We start from the raw sequence: 13,222 nt of genomic DNA on the forward strand, positions 1-13,222 counted from the left end.
GGCAGACAAGAGCAGTGCAACTCGCACCGACTGCCGTCGGCGTTCTGCGGCGGCGTCGCGGCAGTCAAACCACGGCCGTTGGGAGCGAGTCGCATTATCAAGTCGATTGAGGAGACGCTTGTTATAGCTTCCGGTGACCGAAAACGAGTTCATCGTCGACCTCGCCGATCCCTGCTAGGAAGAGTGCGCACTGTAGATTCGGCATTCGTCGCACGGATCCCCAAAAGAACCACTAGATCAGCGGTCGCACTTGATTATCGATTGTTATGTCGGTCGGTGCGATCGAGTATTAGCTGTACCACCGTTCAATCTGTACCGTCTTTTCGGTGTAGAAGTTGACCGCGTCCTCGCCCTGGGCGTGGAGGTCACCGAAGAACGACGCCTTCCGCCCGCCGAAGTGGAAGAAGCCCATCGGTGCACAGACACCGACGTTGACGCCGATGTTCCCCGCATTGACTTCGTACTTGTACTGGCGCGCTTCGCTACCGGATTCGGTGTAAATTGAGGACGCGTTGCCGTACTTCGTTGAGTTGACCATCTCGATCGCCTCGTCTAAGTCGCCGGCGTCGGCGAGACACAGCACCGGCCCGAAAATCTCCTCCTGTGCGATCTCCATGTCAGTCGTCACGCCTTCGAGGAGCGTCGGACCGAGGAAGTGCCCGTCCAGTTCCTCGTCAGGATGTTCGAAGTCACGACCGTCGAGGACGAGTTCGGCTCCCTCGTCGATCGCAGTGTCGATCAGATCGAGCACTCGGTCGCGCGAGTTGCCCGTAATCAGGGGTCCGACATCGGTGCCGTCGGCGACGCCAGCACCGACGGTGAGATTCTCGGCAGCGTCGATGAGCTGTTCGCGGAGTTCGTCGTAGACATCGCCGACACCGACGACGACGTCGTTGGCGAGACATCGCTGGCCGGCGTTACCGTAGACGGAGCCGATGACGTTCGGGATGGCGTCGTCGATCGAGGCGTGCTCGGTGACGACGGCGTAATTCTTCGCGCCCCCCTGTGCCTGCACGCGCTTCCCGTGCTCGGCGGCGGTTTCGTAGACGTGCTTGGCGACGGGGGAACTGCCGACGAACGAGACGCCCTCAATGGTGTCGTGCTCGAGCAGCGCGTTGACCGTGTCGGCCCCGCCGTTGACGAGGTTGACGACTCCGTCGGGGAAATCGACTGCATCGACGGCCTCGAAGATGAGTTGGGAGCTCAACGGGACCTTCTCGCTGGGTTTGAGGATAAACGTGTTGCCGGATGCGACCGCGTACGGCAGGAACCAGAGCGGAATCATCGCCGGGAAATTAAAGGGCGTGATGGCGGTGAAGACGCCGAGCGGTTGACGGACGGCGTACTCGTCCATACCAGGTGCGATGTCTTCGACGTTGCCGCTTCCCTCCCGCATCATGTTCGGCATTCCGCAGGCTACCTCGACGTTCTCGATGCCGCGTTGAATCTCGCCGCGGGCCTCTGCGACGGTCTTTCCGTGTTCGCGAGACAGCGCGATCGCAATCTCGTCAAGCCGATTCTCGAGTTCGGTCTTCAGTTCGAAGAGGTACTGAACTCGTTCGACGACGGGCGTCCGTCGCCACTCCTCGAAGGCCTCATCAGCCGTCCGGACTGCGTCGTCGACGGCTGCTACGGTCGAATACTCGACTGTCGCGAGTTCGTCTCTCGTCGCCGGATCGAGCACCGGCTGGGTGGTCTCGCTGGCGGGCGTCGTCCACTCCCCACCGACGTAGTTGTCGACGCGGTTACGAACGTCTGGCGAAACGGCTCGCTCTCGTTGCTCGGACATACGGATTAGTGGTTGCGGTACGGACACAAATACATTACGTTCGCTCTACCGCGAGACGGTCACGTCCCCGCTCGCCCCGGTTTGGCGATTCACGGGCTAACCGGCCGACCGGGTATTGTGATCGGCAAGAGCGTTTGAAAGAGTCAATCGACGATTTGTTTGGCAGACACAAACAATTTAGTGGGCCGGTGTGCTTGCATCTCGCATGACAAAGACGACGGAACCGAGGACGATTCAAGCGGTGGGGATTACGCTTGAGATCATCGATTACCTGCACGAACACGATAGCGCACGGATTACGGAAATCGCGCATGAGCTCGGTCGATCCAAGGGGACGATTCACTGCCATCTAGCGACGCTACTCGAGCAGGAACACGTCGTCAAGAACGGCGATGCTTACCAGCTCAGTCTCCGGTACCTCGAACTCGGTGAGGGTGTCAAAAGGCGGCTGGGAACCTACGGTGTCGTGACCGACGAGCTGGCCGACTTGGCCGAACAGTCCGACGAACTGGTTCAGTTCGCGACGGAGGAACACGGCCGCGCAGTGTACCTCTACAAGGACGGCGGCGATCGGGCCGTACAGACGGCCTCGTCGATCGGTAAACGGGAGTACCTCCACTGTATCTCGCTCGGAAAGGTGATTCTCGCCCACTACCCACGCGAGCGCATCGAACGGATCATCGAGCGGCACGGATTACCGGAGTACACCTCGCAAACGATTACCAGTCGCGACGAGCTTTTCGAGGAACTTCAAACGATCCGAGAGCGCGGGTATGCGTTCGACGACGAGGAGAAGATCGAGGGACTCAGGTGTGTCGCAGCCCCGGTAAAGGCCGACGAAAACGAGGTGCTCGGTGCCGTGAGCATCTCCGGGCCGTCGAGTCGGATGACGGGCGACCGATACCGAGAGGAACTTCCCAACATGGTCACACGCTCTGCGAACGTGATCGAGATCAACTCCAAGTTCTCCTGACTCCGCTTTCGTTTCCGATCCGCTCGAACGACCGGCTGCTGATTCCTCTGAAACGAACGTGACGGGGCAGGTAGCGTTCAGAACGACCGTCTGGGAGGTACTGCCGAAAAGCGCCTTGTCGGCCGTGCGACACCGGCCCTGAACGAACGCCAGATCGGCGTCGACTGCATCGGCCGGCGACACGAACGCATTTTGTCTCCCGACGGCAGACCAGCCGCCCGGTTCGGAACACCGCGGCGAACTCGTCACCAGACGCCGCCGCTCGGAGAGACGTAGTTTGCAACCGGAAAGCCACTGGACAGCTGGGAGACTGGAAACGATCGCGATCCGATCAATCAGACGTCGATTCGGCGTGCTGTTTGCTCGCTTTCGTCCGCGCGACGTCGCCGTCATCGAGCCGGGAGCCGGACCGGCTATCGAACCCGTGGACGAGCGGATCGTCTACCGTGAGCCAGATATCCTCGTTTCGCACGGCTTCGACGGTACTCGGCGCTTTCACGGTGAGTTCGACGTGGCCGCCATCCTCGTCGCCGACGAGCACGTCGATAATCTGATCGTCGCCCTGGGGCTCCGTTACCTTGACCTGACCGCGAATCGCGTTATCCACCGGCTCCGTATGGACAATGAAGTATTGCGGGCGAATTCCCAGGGTGATCTCATCGTGGTCACGGTATCGGTCGGCGACACCCGCCTCCAGCCGGTACTCGAATCCGTCGACGGCGTCCGTCGAGCGAACCGTGCCCGATTCGTCAATCGTGACGTCGATGAAGTTCATCGACGGCGAGCCGATGAATCCGGCGACGAACCTATTTTCGGGCTCGTGGTAGACTTCATCTGGCGACCCGATCTGTTGGATGTGTCCCTGGTCCATCACAATGAGCTTGTCACCCAGTGACATCGCTTCCTCCTGGTCGTGGGTCACGTACAGCGTCGTGATACCGAGTTCGCGCTGGAGTACCTTGATCCGACTGCGCATACTCAGCTTCAATTTCGCATCGAGGTTCGCCAGCGGCTCATCCATGAGGAAGACGGATGGACGGCGGATGATCGCCCGACCCAGCGCGACGCGCTGTTGCTGTCCGCCGCTTAGGTTGTCGATATCCCGATCGAGTAACTCCGGAATCTCGAGCATCTCCGCGACCTCTCGAATGCGCTCTTCGCGGACAGCAGCATCGACGCCCGCGACTTTGAGCGGGTAGCCGATATTCTCCTGGACGGTCATGTGCGGGTAGAGCGCGAAGTTTTGGAACACCATCGCAGCGTTCCGGTTTTTGGGATGTACGTCGGTGACGTCGTAGTCGCCGAGCGTGATCGTCCCGCTGGTCGGTTCGGTGAGGCCGGCGAGACAGCGCAGCGTCGTCGTCTTCCCGCAGCCGCTCGGCCCGAGAAGGATGGCGAACTCGCCGTCTTCGACGGTGAGGTTGATATCCTCGATCGCGATCGTCTCTCCGTACCGCTTTTCGACTGCGTCGTATTCGACGTTAACCATTGTTGTATTCCTCCGTGAGTTGCGTTCGCGTCCGTTTCGTTCGTGTGCTGTGCATCATTTGCCGACGGCCCCCATGCTGAATCCGCGAACGAGTTCTTGCCGCGCGACGAATGCGAACACGAGGACCGGAATGAGCGCGATCGTTCCGGCGACGCTGACGTTGATCCACTGGACCGAGTACTTCGTGACGAACGACGAGAGGCCGACCGGCAGCGTCATCGCAGTGACGTCCTGCGTCAAGATAATTGCGAACAGGAGCTCGTTCCAGGTGATGATCGTCGTGAAGATCGCCGAGGCGAGCAATCCGGGTTTGACCAGCGGCAGGACGATCTTGAAGAACGCCCCGATGTGAGTGTGTCCGTCCAACATCGCGGACTCGACGAGGCTGTCCGGCACCTCGTCGAAGAACCCTTTCATCATCCACACGGCGAAGGGGATGTTGAACATAACGTACACGCAGATGAGTCCGTACAGCGTGTTCACTAGCTTGACGTTCCGGAAGATGACGAACAGCGGGATGATCGTCACGATCGGTGGCATGAACCGCGTTGAGAGAATGTAAAACGGCAGGTGGAAATCCAGGTTGTACGGGAAGTCGAAGGTGACGAACCCGTATGCTGCCGCCGCCCCGATTGTCGTCGCGATGATCGTCGTGATAACCGTGACGACGACGCTGTTGAATACGTATTGAATGAACTCGGGCCGTTGGGTGAACAACTGGACGAAGTTCCCCACCCGGAATTCGGTCGGGATCCACGTCGGCGGGAACGCCAGCAGCGTCTGCCGCGATTTGAGCGCACCGGAGACGAGCCAGTAGACCGGGAACAGCGTCCAGACGAGGAAGACCCCGAGCAGTCCGTAGATAATTGCCTTGCTGATGCCCTTCTCCGCCACGCTCTCCTGTATCTTCTCGAGTCGAGACGGTTCCTTGAACGGAACGTCCGGTTGTTGGTCTGTTGCCATGGTTAGAATTCGATATCGGCGATTTTGACGAAGCTCATCGCCAGGATGAGCACGACGACCAGCAGCGATATTGCCATCGCCGACGCCTGGCCGAAGTTGTTAAACCGGAACGCCGTCCGGTACATTTCCATACTGATCACGTTCGTCGCGTTTGATGGCCCCCCGCGGGTCAGGATGTAGACCTTTGCGAACACGCGTAGCGCGTCGACGACGCGAATAATCAACACGAGGACGATCAGCGACTTCAGGTAGGGGAACACGATGTCGATGAATCGCCGCCAGCGCGGCGCGCCGTCCATGATCGCCGCCTCTTGAATGTCGCCCGGAACGGACTGCAGGCCCGCGAAGATGACCAACACGACGAGCGGCGTCCACTGCCAGACATCGGTTATGACGATGGCGTACAACGCGACGTCGGGATTGCTAATCCAGCCGACGTTGCCCCCGATAAACGGCGCGGCCATGAAGTCGAGGAGGCCGTCGGGCGTGTACATGAGCCGCCAGATCAGCCCGATGACCGTCGGTGAAAGTATCATCGGAACCAAGATGAGTGTCTGCCACAGTCCGCGCATCTGGATCTTCTTGTTCAACAGAAGCGCGATTCCGAACCCGAGCACGAACTCGAGGCCGACTGCCAGCCCGATGAACTTCCCGGTCACCAAGAGGGAGTCGATGAACGCGGCATTGTCCAGTAGGGTAACGTAGTTCTCGATCCCGACGTAGACCGTCCGTCCACCGGGCATGTACTGCTGTGTCGACATCTGGAGCGCGCGCAAGAGCGGGTAGAACGTCAGGGTGAACAGGAGAAACACGGCCGGGAGGGTCATGAGCCATTTCAGCCGCTCGTCGATCCATAGAAGCACGCGTTCCCGGATCGACTTCTCCATGCCTAATTGCTCCTCGAGGTCGGCCGTCGAACGCACGTCCGTCCCTGTTTCAGTTGCCATTGTTTGATCCCGTTAGCGGCATCTAGTAGTACCCCGCGTTCTCGAGGATCGATTCGGCCTCGTTCCTGGTTTCACTCACGACTTCCGCGGGACTCATATCGCCGGTCAGTGCGCTGTTGAGGTTCTCACCCTGCGTCACGTCGATTTCGTTCCAGAGCGGAGTCCGTGGTCGCGGCTTGGCGTTTTGCAGGCTTTCATACAGCGCCTCGAACCACGGTTGCGCGTCCATGTTGTCCTCGAACGTATCGTGTCGGAAGGGGACACCGCCGAGTTCCACGTAGCGGTTCTGTGCCTCCTTGGAGATGATGGACTGAATGACCGTGCCGGCGTCTTCCTTCCGACCATCGGAGACGTTCGAGTTGATACCGAGCAGCCAGTTGCCCTGCATCGGAGCTTGCTGCTCGTCCCCTTCTGGGATCGGGATGAACTCCAGGTTGTCCGCTTCCTCGGTGTCGTCGTCGAGCAGTGTCGACGCCGCGGCCGGCCACGCCATTCCCTGTGCAGCGGAGCCGTCCCCGATTCGGTTCAGCACCTGATCGCTGTTGAACGATCCGACGCCGTCCGGCGAGATCGATCGCAGTTCCTCGACGAAGAAACTGACTACGTCTTCGCCCTCGCCAGTGTCCCACTGATACTCCCAGTCGTCGTTGAACATGTTCCCGAGGTTCGACCACCCGATGCTCATGAAGTTCGTGTTGGCCGGATTGCCGCGCTGACCGCGGATCACGTACCCGTTTGCGCCGTCGACCTCGTCGTTGATACTCCGTCCGGCGCGTACCACGTCGTCCCAGGTTTCCGGCTCTTCCTCGCCGACCTCCTCGTAGTACGAGGTATTGTAGACGAACATCTGCGTATTCCCCACAACGACTTGTCCGCGAACCGTCTCGTCCATCCCTTCGGCGGACGGAACCGTCGGGGCTCCGGGCGTCGGCCACGTCGTGATGTCGACCGTCGTCTCGATGAGTTGATCCTCGGGCAGTCCGTCGGGGAGCCACTGCTCGAGCGGGTCGAGGTAGGTCGCGAACTGGGGGAACCAGGTGTCGTCCATCAGGATCGCATCGTATCCCGTCCCCCCGGTCGTTAGCACGCTGCTGACTCGCTCGTAGAGGTTCGCGTACGGAAAGATCGTGACTTCGATCGAGAGCTCCGTCTCCTCCTCGACGTAGTCGTTGATCAGGTCCTGTACGAGTTCGCCCTCTCCCGAAACGGCGATAATGTTGACATCGGCACCGCTGCCGCTTCCTCCCCCACCGAGACAGCCGGCCAGTCCGATCGCCGTTGTCGCACCGGCAACACCGGTCAGGAACCGTCGGCGCGAGTTTCGATCCGTGGCCTGCGTCGTCATGCTACGCTCAGTACTGTCGCTTCTATTCTGTGTCTTGCCACCAGTTGGCATAATGGCAATGTGTATCGTCCCCCAACATAAATCATGTGGTAAATGATCCACCTTGTATACTTCCACCACCACGCAGTGTTCACTAACGCGACTCGAACGAGAAGTAGATCCGATTGTGCTCCTCGCGTAAAGGAACAAGCCGAGGTTGACGCGGGCTCTCGTGTCGGTCACTCAACCAGTGGTTGGTCGATCGACGATATCAGCCGGTTGTATTCGGCATTCGGATTTGTACGCTCGCATTATCCAGTTTGTTTTCGGATAGCTACTGCGCTCAGCCGAACCGGTTCGGTACAGGGTTAAGTATTTATGCCTGATTCACGAAACCAGGAGCACGCTAGATAAGGACACATTCTCGGGTCAGGTCGACGGGCAAGCTATCCCGTTGACTGCGCCGGAGAGCGATACGCCTTGACCAGATTATGACAAAACTAAAACATAAATTCAGAACCGAAACAAATCTCGTCGGTGCGTGGCTCTCGATCGGTCATCCGACCGTCGCAGAAGTAACAGCAACACGCGGTTTCGATTTCGTTCTCATCGATACCGAACACACAACGTTGAACCTGGAAACGGTCGAAAACATGTCTCGCGGGGTCGATGCTGCCGATGGGGACACAAAGACGATCGTTCGAGTACCATCGGACGATCCCGTTCGGATCAAACGTGTTTTGGATATCGGCGTTGCCGGAATAATGGTCCCGAGAATCGAAACGGCCGATGAAGCCCGAGACATCGTCCGAGCGGTTACCTATCCACCAACTGGTATTCGTGGCGTCGCGTCGGGTCGCGCCTCCACGTACGGCGACGATTTTCAGCAATACTTTAAAAACGCCAACGACTCGATCACCACAGTCGTTCAGATCGAGACGCAGACGGGCCTTGATAACGCTCGAGAGATCGCCGCGGTCGACGGTATCGACGCCGTCTTCGTCGGGCCGGCCGATCTCTCCGCGAATCTCGGAATCTTCGGAGAATGGGAGAACGACAGCCTTGATGCCGCGATCAACCACGTCGTCAATGCCGGGAATGCCGCCGGCATTCCGGTCGGGACGCTCGTCGTTGATCCGACCGACATCGAAACGCGAGTCGAGCAGGATTTCGACTTCCTGATCGTCGGGAAAGATACAAGTCACCTGTCGGCCGCCAACGAGCGGATTCGCCAACGCTACGAAGAAACGGTAGCACAGCATACGGCGGCCTCGATGAGCGAAGACTAAAATCAATTATTTTGCCATAATGCCGCGCGAAGTGGTGGTTAATCCCGAGATTGCGTGAACAGCGAGGCGATCAGTTTGATATCGTCTCGCGCCTCGGTGAACGGAGTTTGTACCGCCGCTTCGCCGCAGGCACACGCCATGAACCGCTCTAACTCCCGTTTGAAACTCTCCTCGCGGGTCGGACTGAACTGAGAATCGATCGTTTCCTCCGTCCCCCGCCGGACGGACAGCGTCGCAGCGTTGTACTTGACGAAGGGATGGTCGAACTCGAGCTGGAGCATCCGGTCCGGCGCGTCGATACGCACAAACTGCTCGTGCCAGTGCCGTTCGGAATCCCCCGTCTGGAGTACGCACCGTTCGCCGCCCTCGAAAACGAGGTGGGCGGTGCCGAAATACCCGTTGCGGACGAAGTCGACGTGATCGATCGAGACAATGTCGCCGAACAACCCGCGAAGCGCGTTGATGTCGTGGCAGACGTGCTCGAGTTGAAAATCGTACGCCGAGGCGAGTTCATCGTCGGTCGTGTCGACGGCCTGCTTGCACTGCTCGCGCCGGCGTTCGGTACTCCGTTCGATGAACTCGGCGTCGAGTTCCGGTTCGACTAGATCGTAGATATTCGGGAGCGACTTCGAGAAGTCAGCGTCGACGGCGTAGGCCGTGATACCGTCTACGTGGTCGATGTCGGCGAGTTCCTCGGATAATCGTTCGTACGCCGGTTCGAACCGCCGGTTGTACGCGACCATCGCTGTCGCATCGCTTTGCTCGGCGGCCGCAGCGAGCCTGTCGGCGTCAGCCGGTGTGACGGCGAGCGGTTTCTCGACGAGGGTGTCCAACCCGGCCGCCAGCGCCGTTTCAACGATGTCGGCGTGGGTCTGCATCGGAGTGGTGACGACGATCGCATCGAGGTCGGTCGCACCCTCTTCGATCAGTCGGCTCGGGTCGATATACCGCCGGTCCGCTGGAACGTTGTATCGGTCTCCGAGCGTCTCCGTCACGTTCTCTGCGGGATCGCACATCGCTGCGAGCGTTGCATCCGGCACTTCGATGATGTTTGGAATGTGCATGATCTGTGCGATAGTCCCGCAGCCGATGATACCGAACTTCATGCCACCCCGTTTGGAGACGGGCTACAAAAAGCTTCCTTCGACGGTACCGTTTCCTGATCGCCGCGAGAAGCGCTCGCTCGTAGCGAATCGTTCGCTCACGTCGTGTTTGCAACGGACGAACAACTGAGAAACGGGGAAGTGAACGACTCGCCCGGCCGAATATCACCCGGAAGTTTTCGTCTCACCGTCTCCCACATCTCCAAACGCAAGCGTCGGATCAACTGCGAACCACTATCGTTGCGTCGTAGGGTAATCGATAGTGTGTGATCCCGCCGGCGGGCAATTCGTGACGAAACAACCCGTCAGTGTTCCCGCCGTGGACAGTCGTAACGATCACACGCTAGGTCTCCAGCAGGGTTCGCTCGAACCGTCCGGAGTGGGTCGGTCTCGGTTCGTTCCCGGTCAATCACCGCGTTCGTCACGTTCGAACGGCCCGCTCTGAAGGCATCTCTGCGGTCGTTTCCCCTGCCGTACGTACCTCGTAGCCCTGAACTCGTCACTCGATCGGGAGCAGTGCGGTTCAAGCGGGGGTAACGATCGTAGCGCACCCGGTCGATCTGTCTACGAACTTTTCGGTACTTTTTGCGATCGGGTCCGTGACTGACGAAACGAATGCCGGTTCGCGGCCAGGTATTTACACTCGTACTCTCGTATAAAATCGCAGCGGACATTTACACTCATACCGCTGTATACTATCCCGGTATATTCCGAAGTGTCGTTTGAACGTCGCAAACGAGCTACTGGCCGTTGTGCAAATACTCCCACTCCCGTTCGGGGAGTCTGCGCCCGAAAGCCGAAAAGCCCTTACTACAGAACCAGTTTGATCCGCATAGATGGTGACACTCTGGTTAGACGAGATTAGTGGCAGTGACCTCGAGACAGTCGGTGGTAAAGGTGCCTCCCTGGGCGAGTTGACGAGCGCGGGACTGCCCGTTCCACCGGGGTTCGTCGTGACTGCTGGGACCTACCGGTCGTTTATCGAGGAGGCCGAAATCGATGAGGAGCTGTTTGCAGCCGTCGACGCTGACGTCGACGACTCGTCGGAGCTGGCCGAGGCTGCCGAGCGCGCACAGGACCTCATCCTCGAGACCCCCTTCCCCGACGACCTTCGGGAAGAGATCCTCGCTTCCTATCGCGAGGTCGGCACTGACGGGTCGGAACCCTCAGATAGCGAGACATCGTCTTGCGCAGGCGAAGCGTTCGTCGCCGTTCGATCGTCAGCGACGGCCGAGGATCTGCCCGACGCTTCCTTCGCGGGCCAACAGGAGACGTTCTTGAACGTCACCGAGGAGAATCTGCTGGATCGCGTTCGTGAGTGCTGGGCCTCCCTCTTTACGCAGCGAGCGATCTACTACCGCCATGAGCAAGGGTTCGATCATTCGGCGGTCAACATCGCGGTCGTCGTCCAACGGATGGTCGACGCCGAGAAATCGGGCGTGATGTTCACGAGCCACCCCTCGACAGGCGATCCGACGATGATTATCGAGGCCGCGTGGGGGCTCGGCGAGGCCGTCGTTTCCGGTGCCGTCTCACCGGATAATTACGTTATCGACCGTGAGGACCGTGATATGGACGTCACCGTCGCAGAGAAGAAGGTGATGCACGAGAAAGACGAGGCGATCGGTGATACTGTCGAGCGAGCGGTCCCGCAAGAGAAACGAAACGCACGGGTTATCGACGACGAGATCGATGCGCTGATCGACTTCGGCGAGCGCGTTGAGGACCACTACAGCGAGCCCCAGGACGTTGAGTGGGCCATCGTCGAGGACGATATTTACATGCTCCAGTCCCGACCGATCACGACCATCGACGAGGGCGGTAGCGACGACGCTGAGGTGTCCGGCGGTGACGCCGCAACGGGGATTACCGACGGTAGCGGTAGCGTACAAGCTGCCGAGAGCGGCAACGACGATACTGCCAATCCGATCGCCTCCGGTGACGTTCTCGTTAACGGACTCGGTTCGAGCCCCGGTATCGTCAGCGGAGCCGCGCGCATCGTCACGAAACTCGACGATCTGGCCAAGGTTAGCAACGGCGACATTATTGTCACCGAGATGACCATGCCCGACATGGTCCCCGCGATGAAGCGAGCGTCGGGCATTATCACCGACGAGGGCGGTATGACCAGCCACGCTGCCATCGTCTCGCGCGAACTCGGCGTCCCCGCCGTCGTCGGCACGACCAACGCGACGACCGTCTTAGCGGACGGCCAGGTCGTCACCCTCGACGGCGACAAGGGCTCTGTGCTTGAAGGTACGAAAGTCGAATCCAAAGAGGAGGCCGAGCCGATCGAATCAGTTCGCCCGCAATCGCCGGTCAAGCCGATGACCGCGACCGAAGTGAAGGTCAACGTCTCCATCTCCGAGGCCGCCGAACGCGCCGCCGCGACCGGCGCCGACGGCGTCGGCCTCCTGCGCATGGAGCATATGATCCTCTCGCTGAACCAGACGCCCGCGAAGTTCATCGAGGAACACGGCGAGGACGACTACATTACCGAACTCGTCGAGGGTATCCGCGGCGTCGCCGACGAGTTCTATCCGCGTCCGGCCCGCGTGCGAACCCTCGACGCCCCGACCGACGAGTTCCGCCAACTCGAGGGTGGCGCGGACGAACCTGAGGAACACAATCCGATGCTCGGCTACCGGGGCATCCGTCGCTCACTCGATCGCCCCGACGTGTTCGCTCACGAACTCGAGGCGTTCCGGCGACTCTACAAGATGGGCTACGACAACGTCGAAATCATGCTTCCGCTGGTCAACGATGTCGAAGACGCTTCTCGCGCGAAGGGGCTGCTAAAAGAGGCCGGTATCGACCCCGACAAGCGCACGTGGGGCGTGATGATCGAGACGCCGGCGGCGGCGCTGTCGGCCGAGAAACTGGCCGAGATCGGCATCGATTTCGCCTCCTTCGGGACCAACGATCTCACCCAGTACACGCTCGCAGTCGACCGCAACAACGAACGCGTCGCCGACCGGTTTGACGAACTTCACCCCTCGGTCCTGCGCTTGATCGGTGACGCAATCGAGACCTACCGCAGGCACGGCATCGACACGAGCATCTGCGGGCAGGCCGGCTCCAAGCCCGACATGGTGCAGTTCCTCGTTAACGAGGGCATCAACTCGATCTCGGCGAACATCGACGCTGTCCGCGACGTCCAACACGAGGTCAAGCGCGTCGAACAGAAGCTCCTGCTCGAGTCACGGAGAACGGACTGACCCGATAGGCGTATCCCTCTCGCGGCTGCCGCAGCGAACGGAATCACCGTTACCGTTCCCTTTTCTCGGTTCGGGTCCGCATCTCACGCTGTGTTTCGCGGACGGTAGTATCGCCACTCCGCTGTTC

9 protein-coding genes and 1 pseudogene are annotated in these 13,222 nt (G+C 59.8%); 3 read left to right on the forward strand and 7 right to left on the reverse strand.

Annotated features, from left to right (window positions below):
* Window positions 1-289: 289 nt before the first annotated feature.
* The gene (locus tag SM755_RS16365) at window positions 290-1,789 is read right to left on the reverse strand and encodes a CoA-acylating methylmalonate-semialdehyde dehydrogenase (protein ID WP_323173601.1); all 1,500 of its coding nucleotides are present in this window, start codon (window positions 1,787-1,789) and stop codon (window positions 290-292) included.
* Window positions 1,790-1,994: 205 nt separating this feature from the next.
* On the opposite strand from SM755_RS16365, the gene SM755_RS16370 reads away from it, so the two are divergent.
* Window positions 1,995-2,762, forward strand: a complete 768-nt coding sequence (locus SM755_RS16370; RefSeq protein ID WP_323173602.1) for an IclR family transcriptional regulator — start codon at window positions 1,995-1,997, stop codon at window positions 2,760-2,762.
* A gap of 51 nt (window positions 2,763-2,813) precedes the next feature.
* Here the strand turns inward: SM755_RS16370 and SM755_RS24495 are convergent.
* The 5 genes and pseudogenes from SM755_RS24495 to SM755_RS16390 all read right to left on the reverse strand — a co-directional run.
* Window positions 2,814-2,945, reverse strand: a pseudogene (locus SM755_RS24495) (universal stress protein); the annotation flags it as partial.
* Between the two features lie 148 nt (window positions 2,946-3,093).
* Window positions 3,094-4,251 (reverse strand): ABC transporter ATP-binding protein, encoded by a 1,158-nt coding sequence (locus tag SM755_RS16375; protein ID WP_323173603.1) that lies wholly within the window; start codon window positions 4,249-4,251, stop codon window positions 3,094-3,096.
* A gap of 54 nt (window positions 4,252-4,305) precedes the next feature.
* Entirely contained in the window at window positions 4,306-5,214 is a 909-nt protein-coding gene (locus SM755_RS16380; RefSeq protein ID WP_323173604.1) for a carbohydrate ABC transporter permease, read from the reverse strand.
* A gap of 2 nt (window positions 5,215-5,216) precedes the next feature.
* The gene (locus SM755_RS16385) at window positions 5,217-6,161 is read right to left on the reverse strand and encodes a sugar ABC transporter permease (protein WP_323173605.1); all 945 of its coding nucleotides are present in this window, start codon (window positions 6,159-6,161) and stop codon (window positions 5,217-5,219) included.
* 22 nt (window positions 6,162-6,183) lie between these two features.
* Complete coding sequence (locus SM755_RS16390; protein WP_323173606.1) at window positions 6,184-7,506, reverse strand: extracellular solute-binding protein; 1,323 nt, start codon at window positions 7,504-7,506, stop codon at window positions 6,184-6,186.
* Between the two features lie 470 nt (window positions 7,507-7,976).
* Here SM755_RS16390 and SM755_RS16395 point away from each other — a divergent pair, with 470 nt between their 5' ends.
* Window positions 7,977-8,774, forward strand: a complete 798-nt coding sequence (locus tag SM755_RS16395) for an aldolase/citrate lyase family protein (RefSeq protein WP_323173607.1) — start codon at window positions 7,977-7,979, stop codon at window positions 8,772-8,774.
* Window positions 8,775-8,812: 38 nt separating this feature from the next.
* On the opposite strand, the gene SM755_RS16400 is transcribed toward SM755_RS16395, so the two are convergent.
* Window positions 8,813-9,880, reverse strand: coding sequence for a Gfo/Idh/MocA family oxidoreductase (locus tag SM755_RS16400; RefSeq protein WP_323173608.1), 1,068 nt, complete (start codon window positions 9,878-9,880; stop codon window positions 8,813-8,815).
* Between the two features lie 833 nt (window positions 9,881-10,713).
* On the opposite strand from SM755_RS16400, the gene ppsA reads away from it, so the two are divergent.
* Complete coding sequence (gene ppsA, locus SM755_RS16405) at window positions 10,714-13,095, forward strand: phosphoenolpyruvate synthase (RefSeq protein WP_323173609.1); 2,382 nt, start codon at window positions 10,714-10,716, stop codon at window positions 13,093-13,095.
* The last annotated feature ends 127 nt before the right edge of the window (window positions 13,096-13,222 follow it).

It is taken from the genome of Natrialba sp. PRR66 (assembly GCF_034808065.1).
Classification (GTDB): domain Archaea; phylum Halobacteriota; class Halobacteria; order Halobacteriales; family Natrialbaceae; genus Natrialba; species Natrialba aegyptia.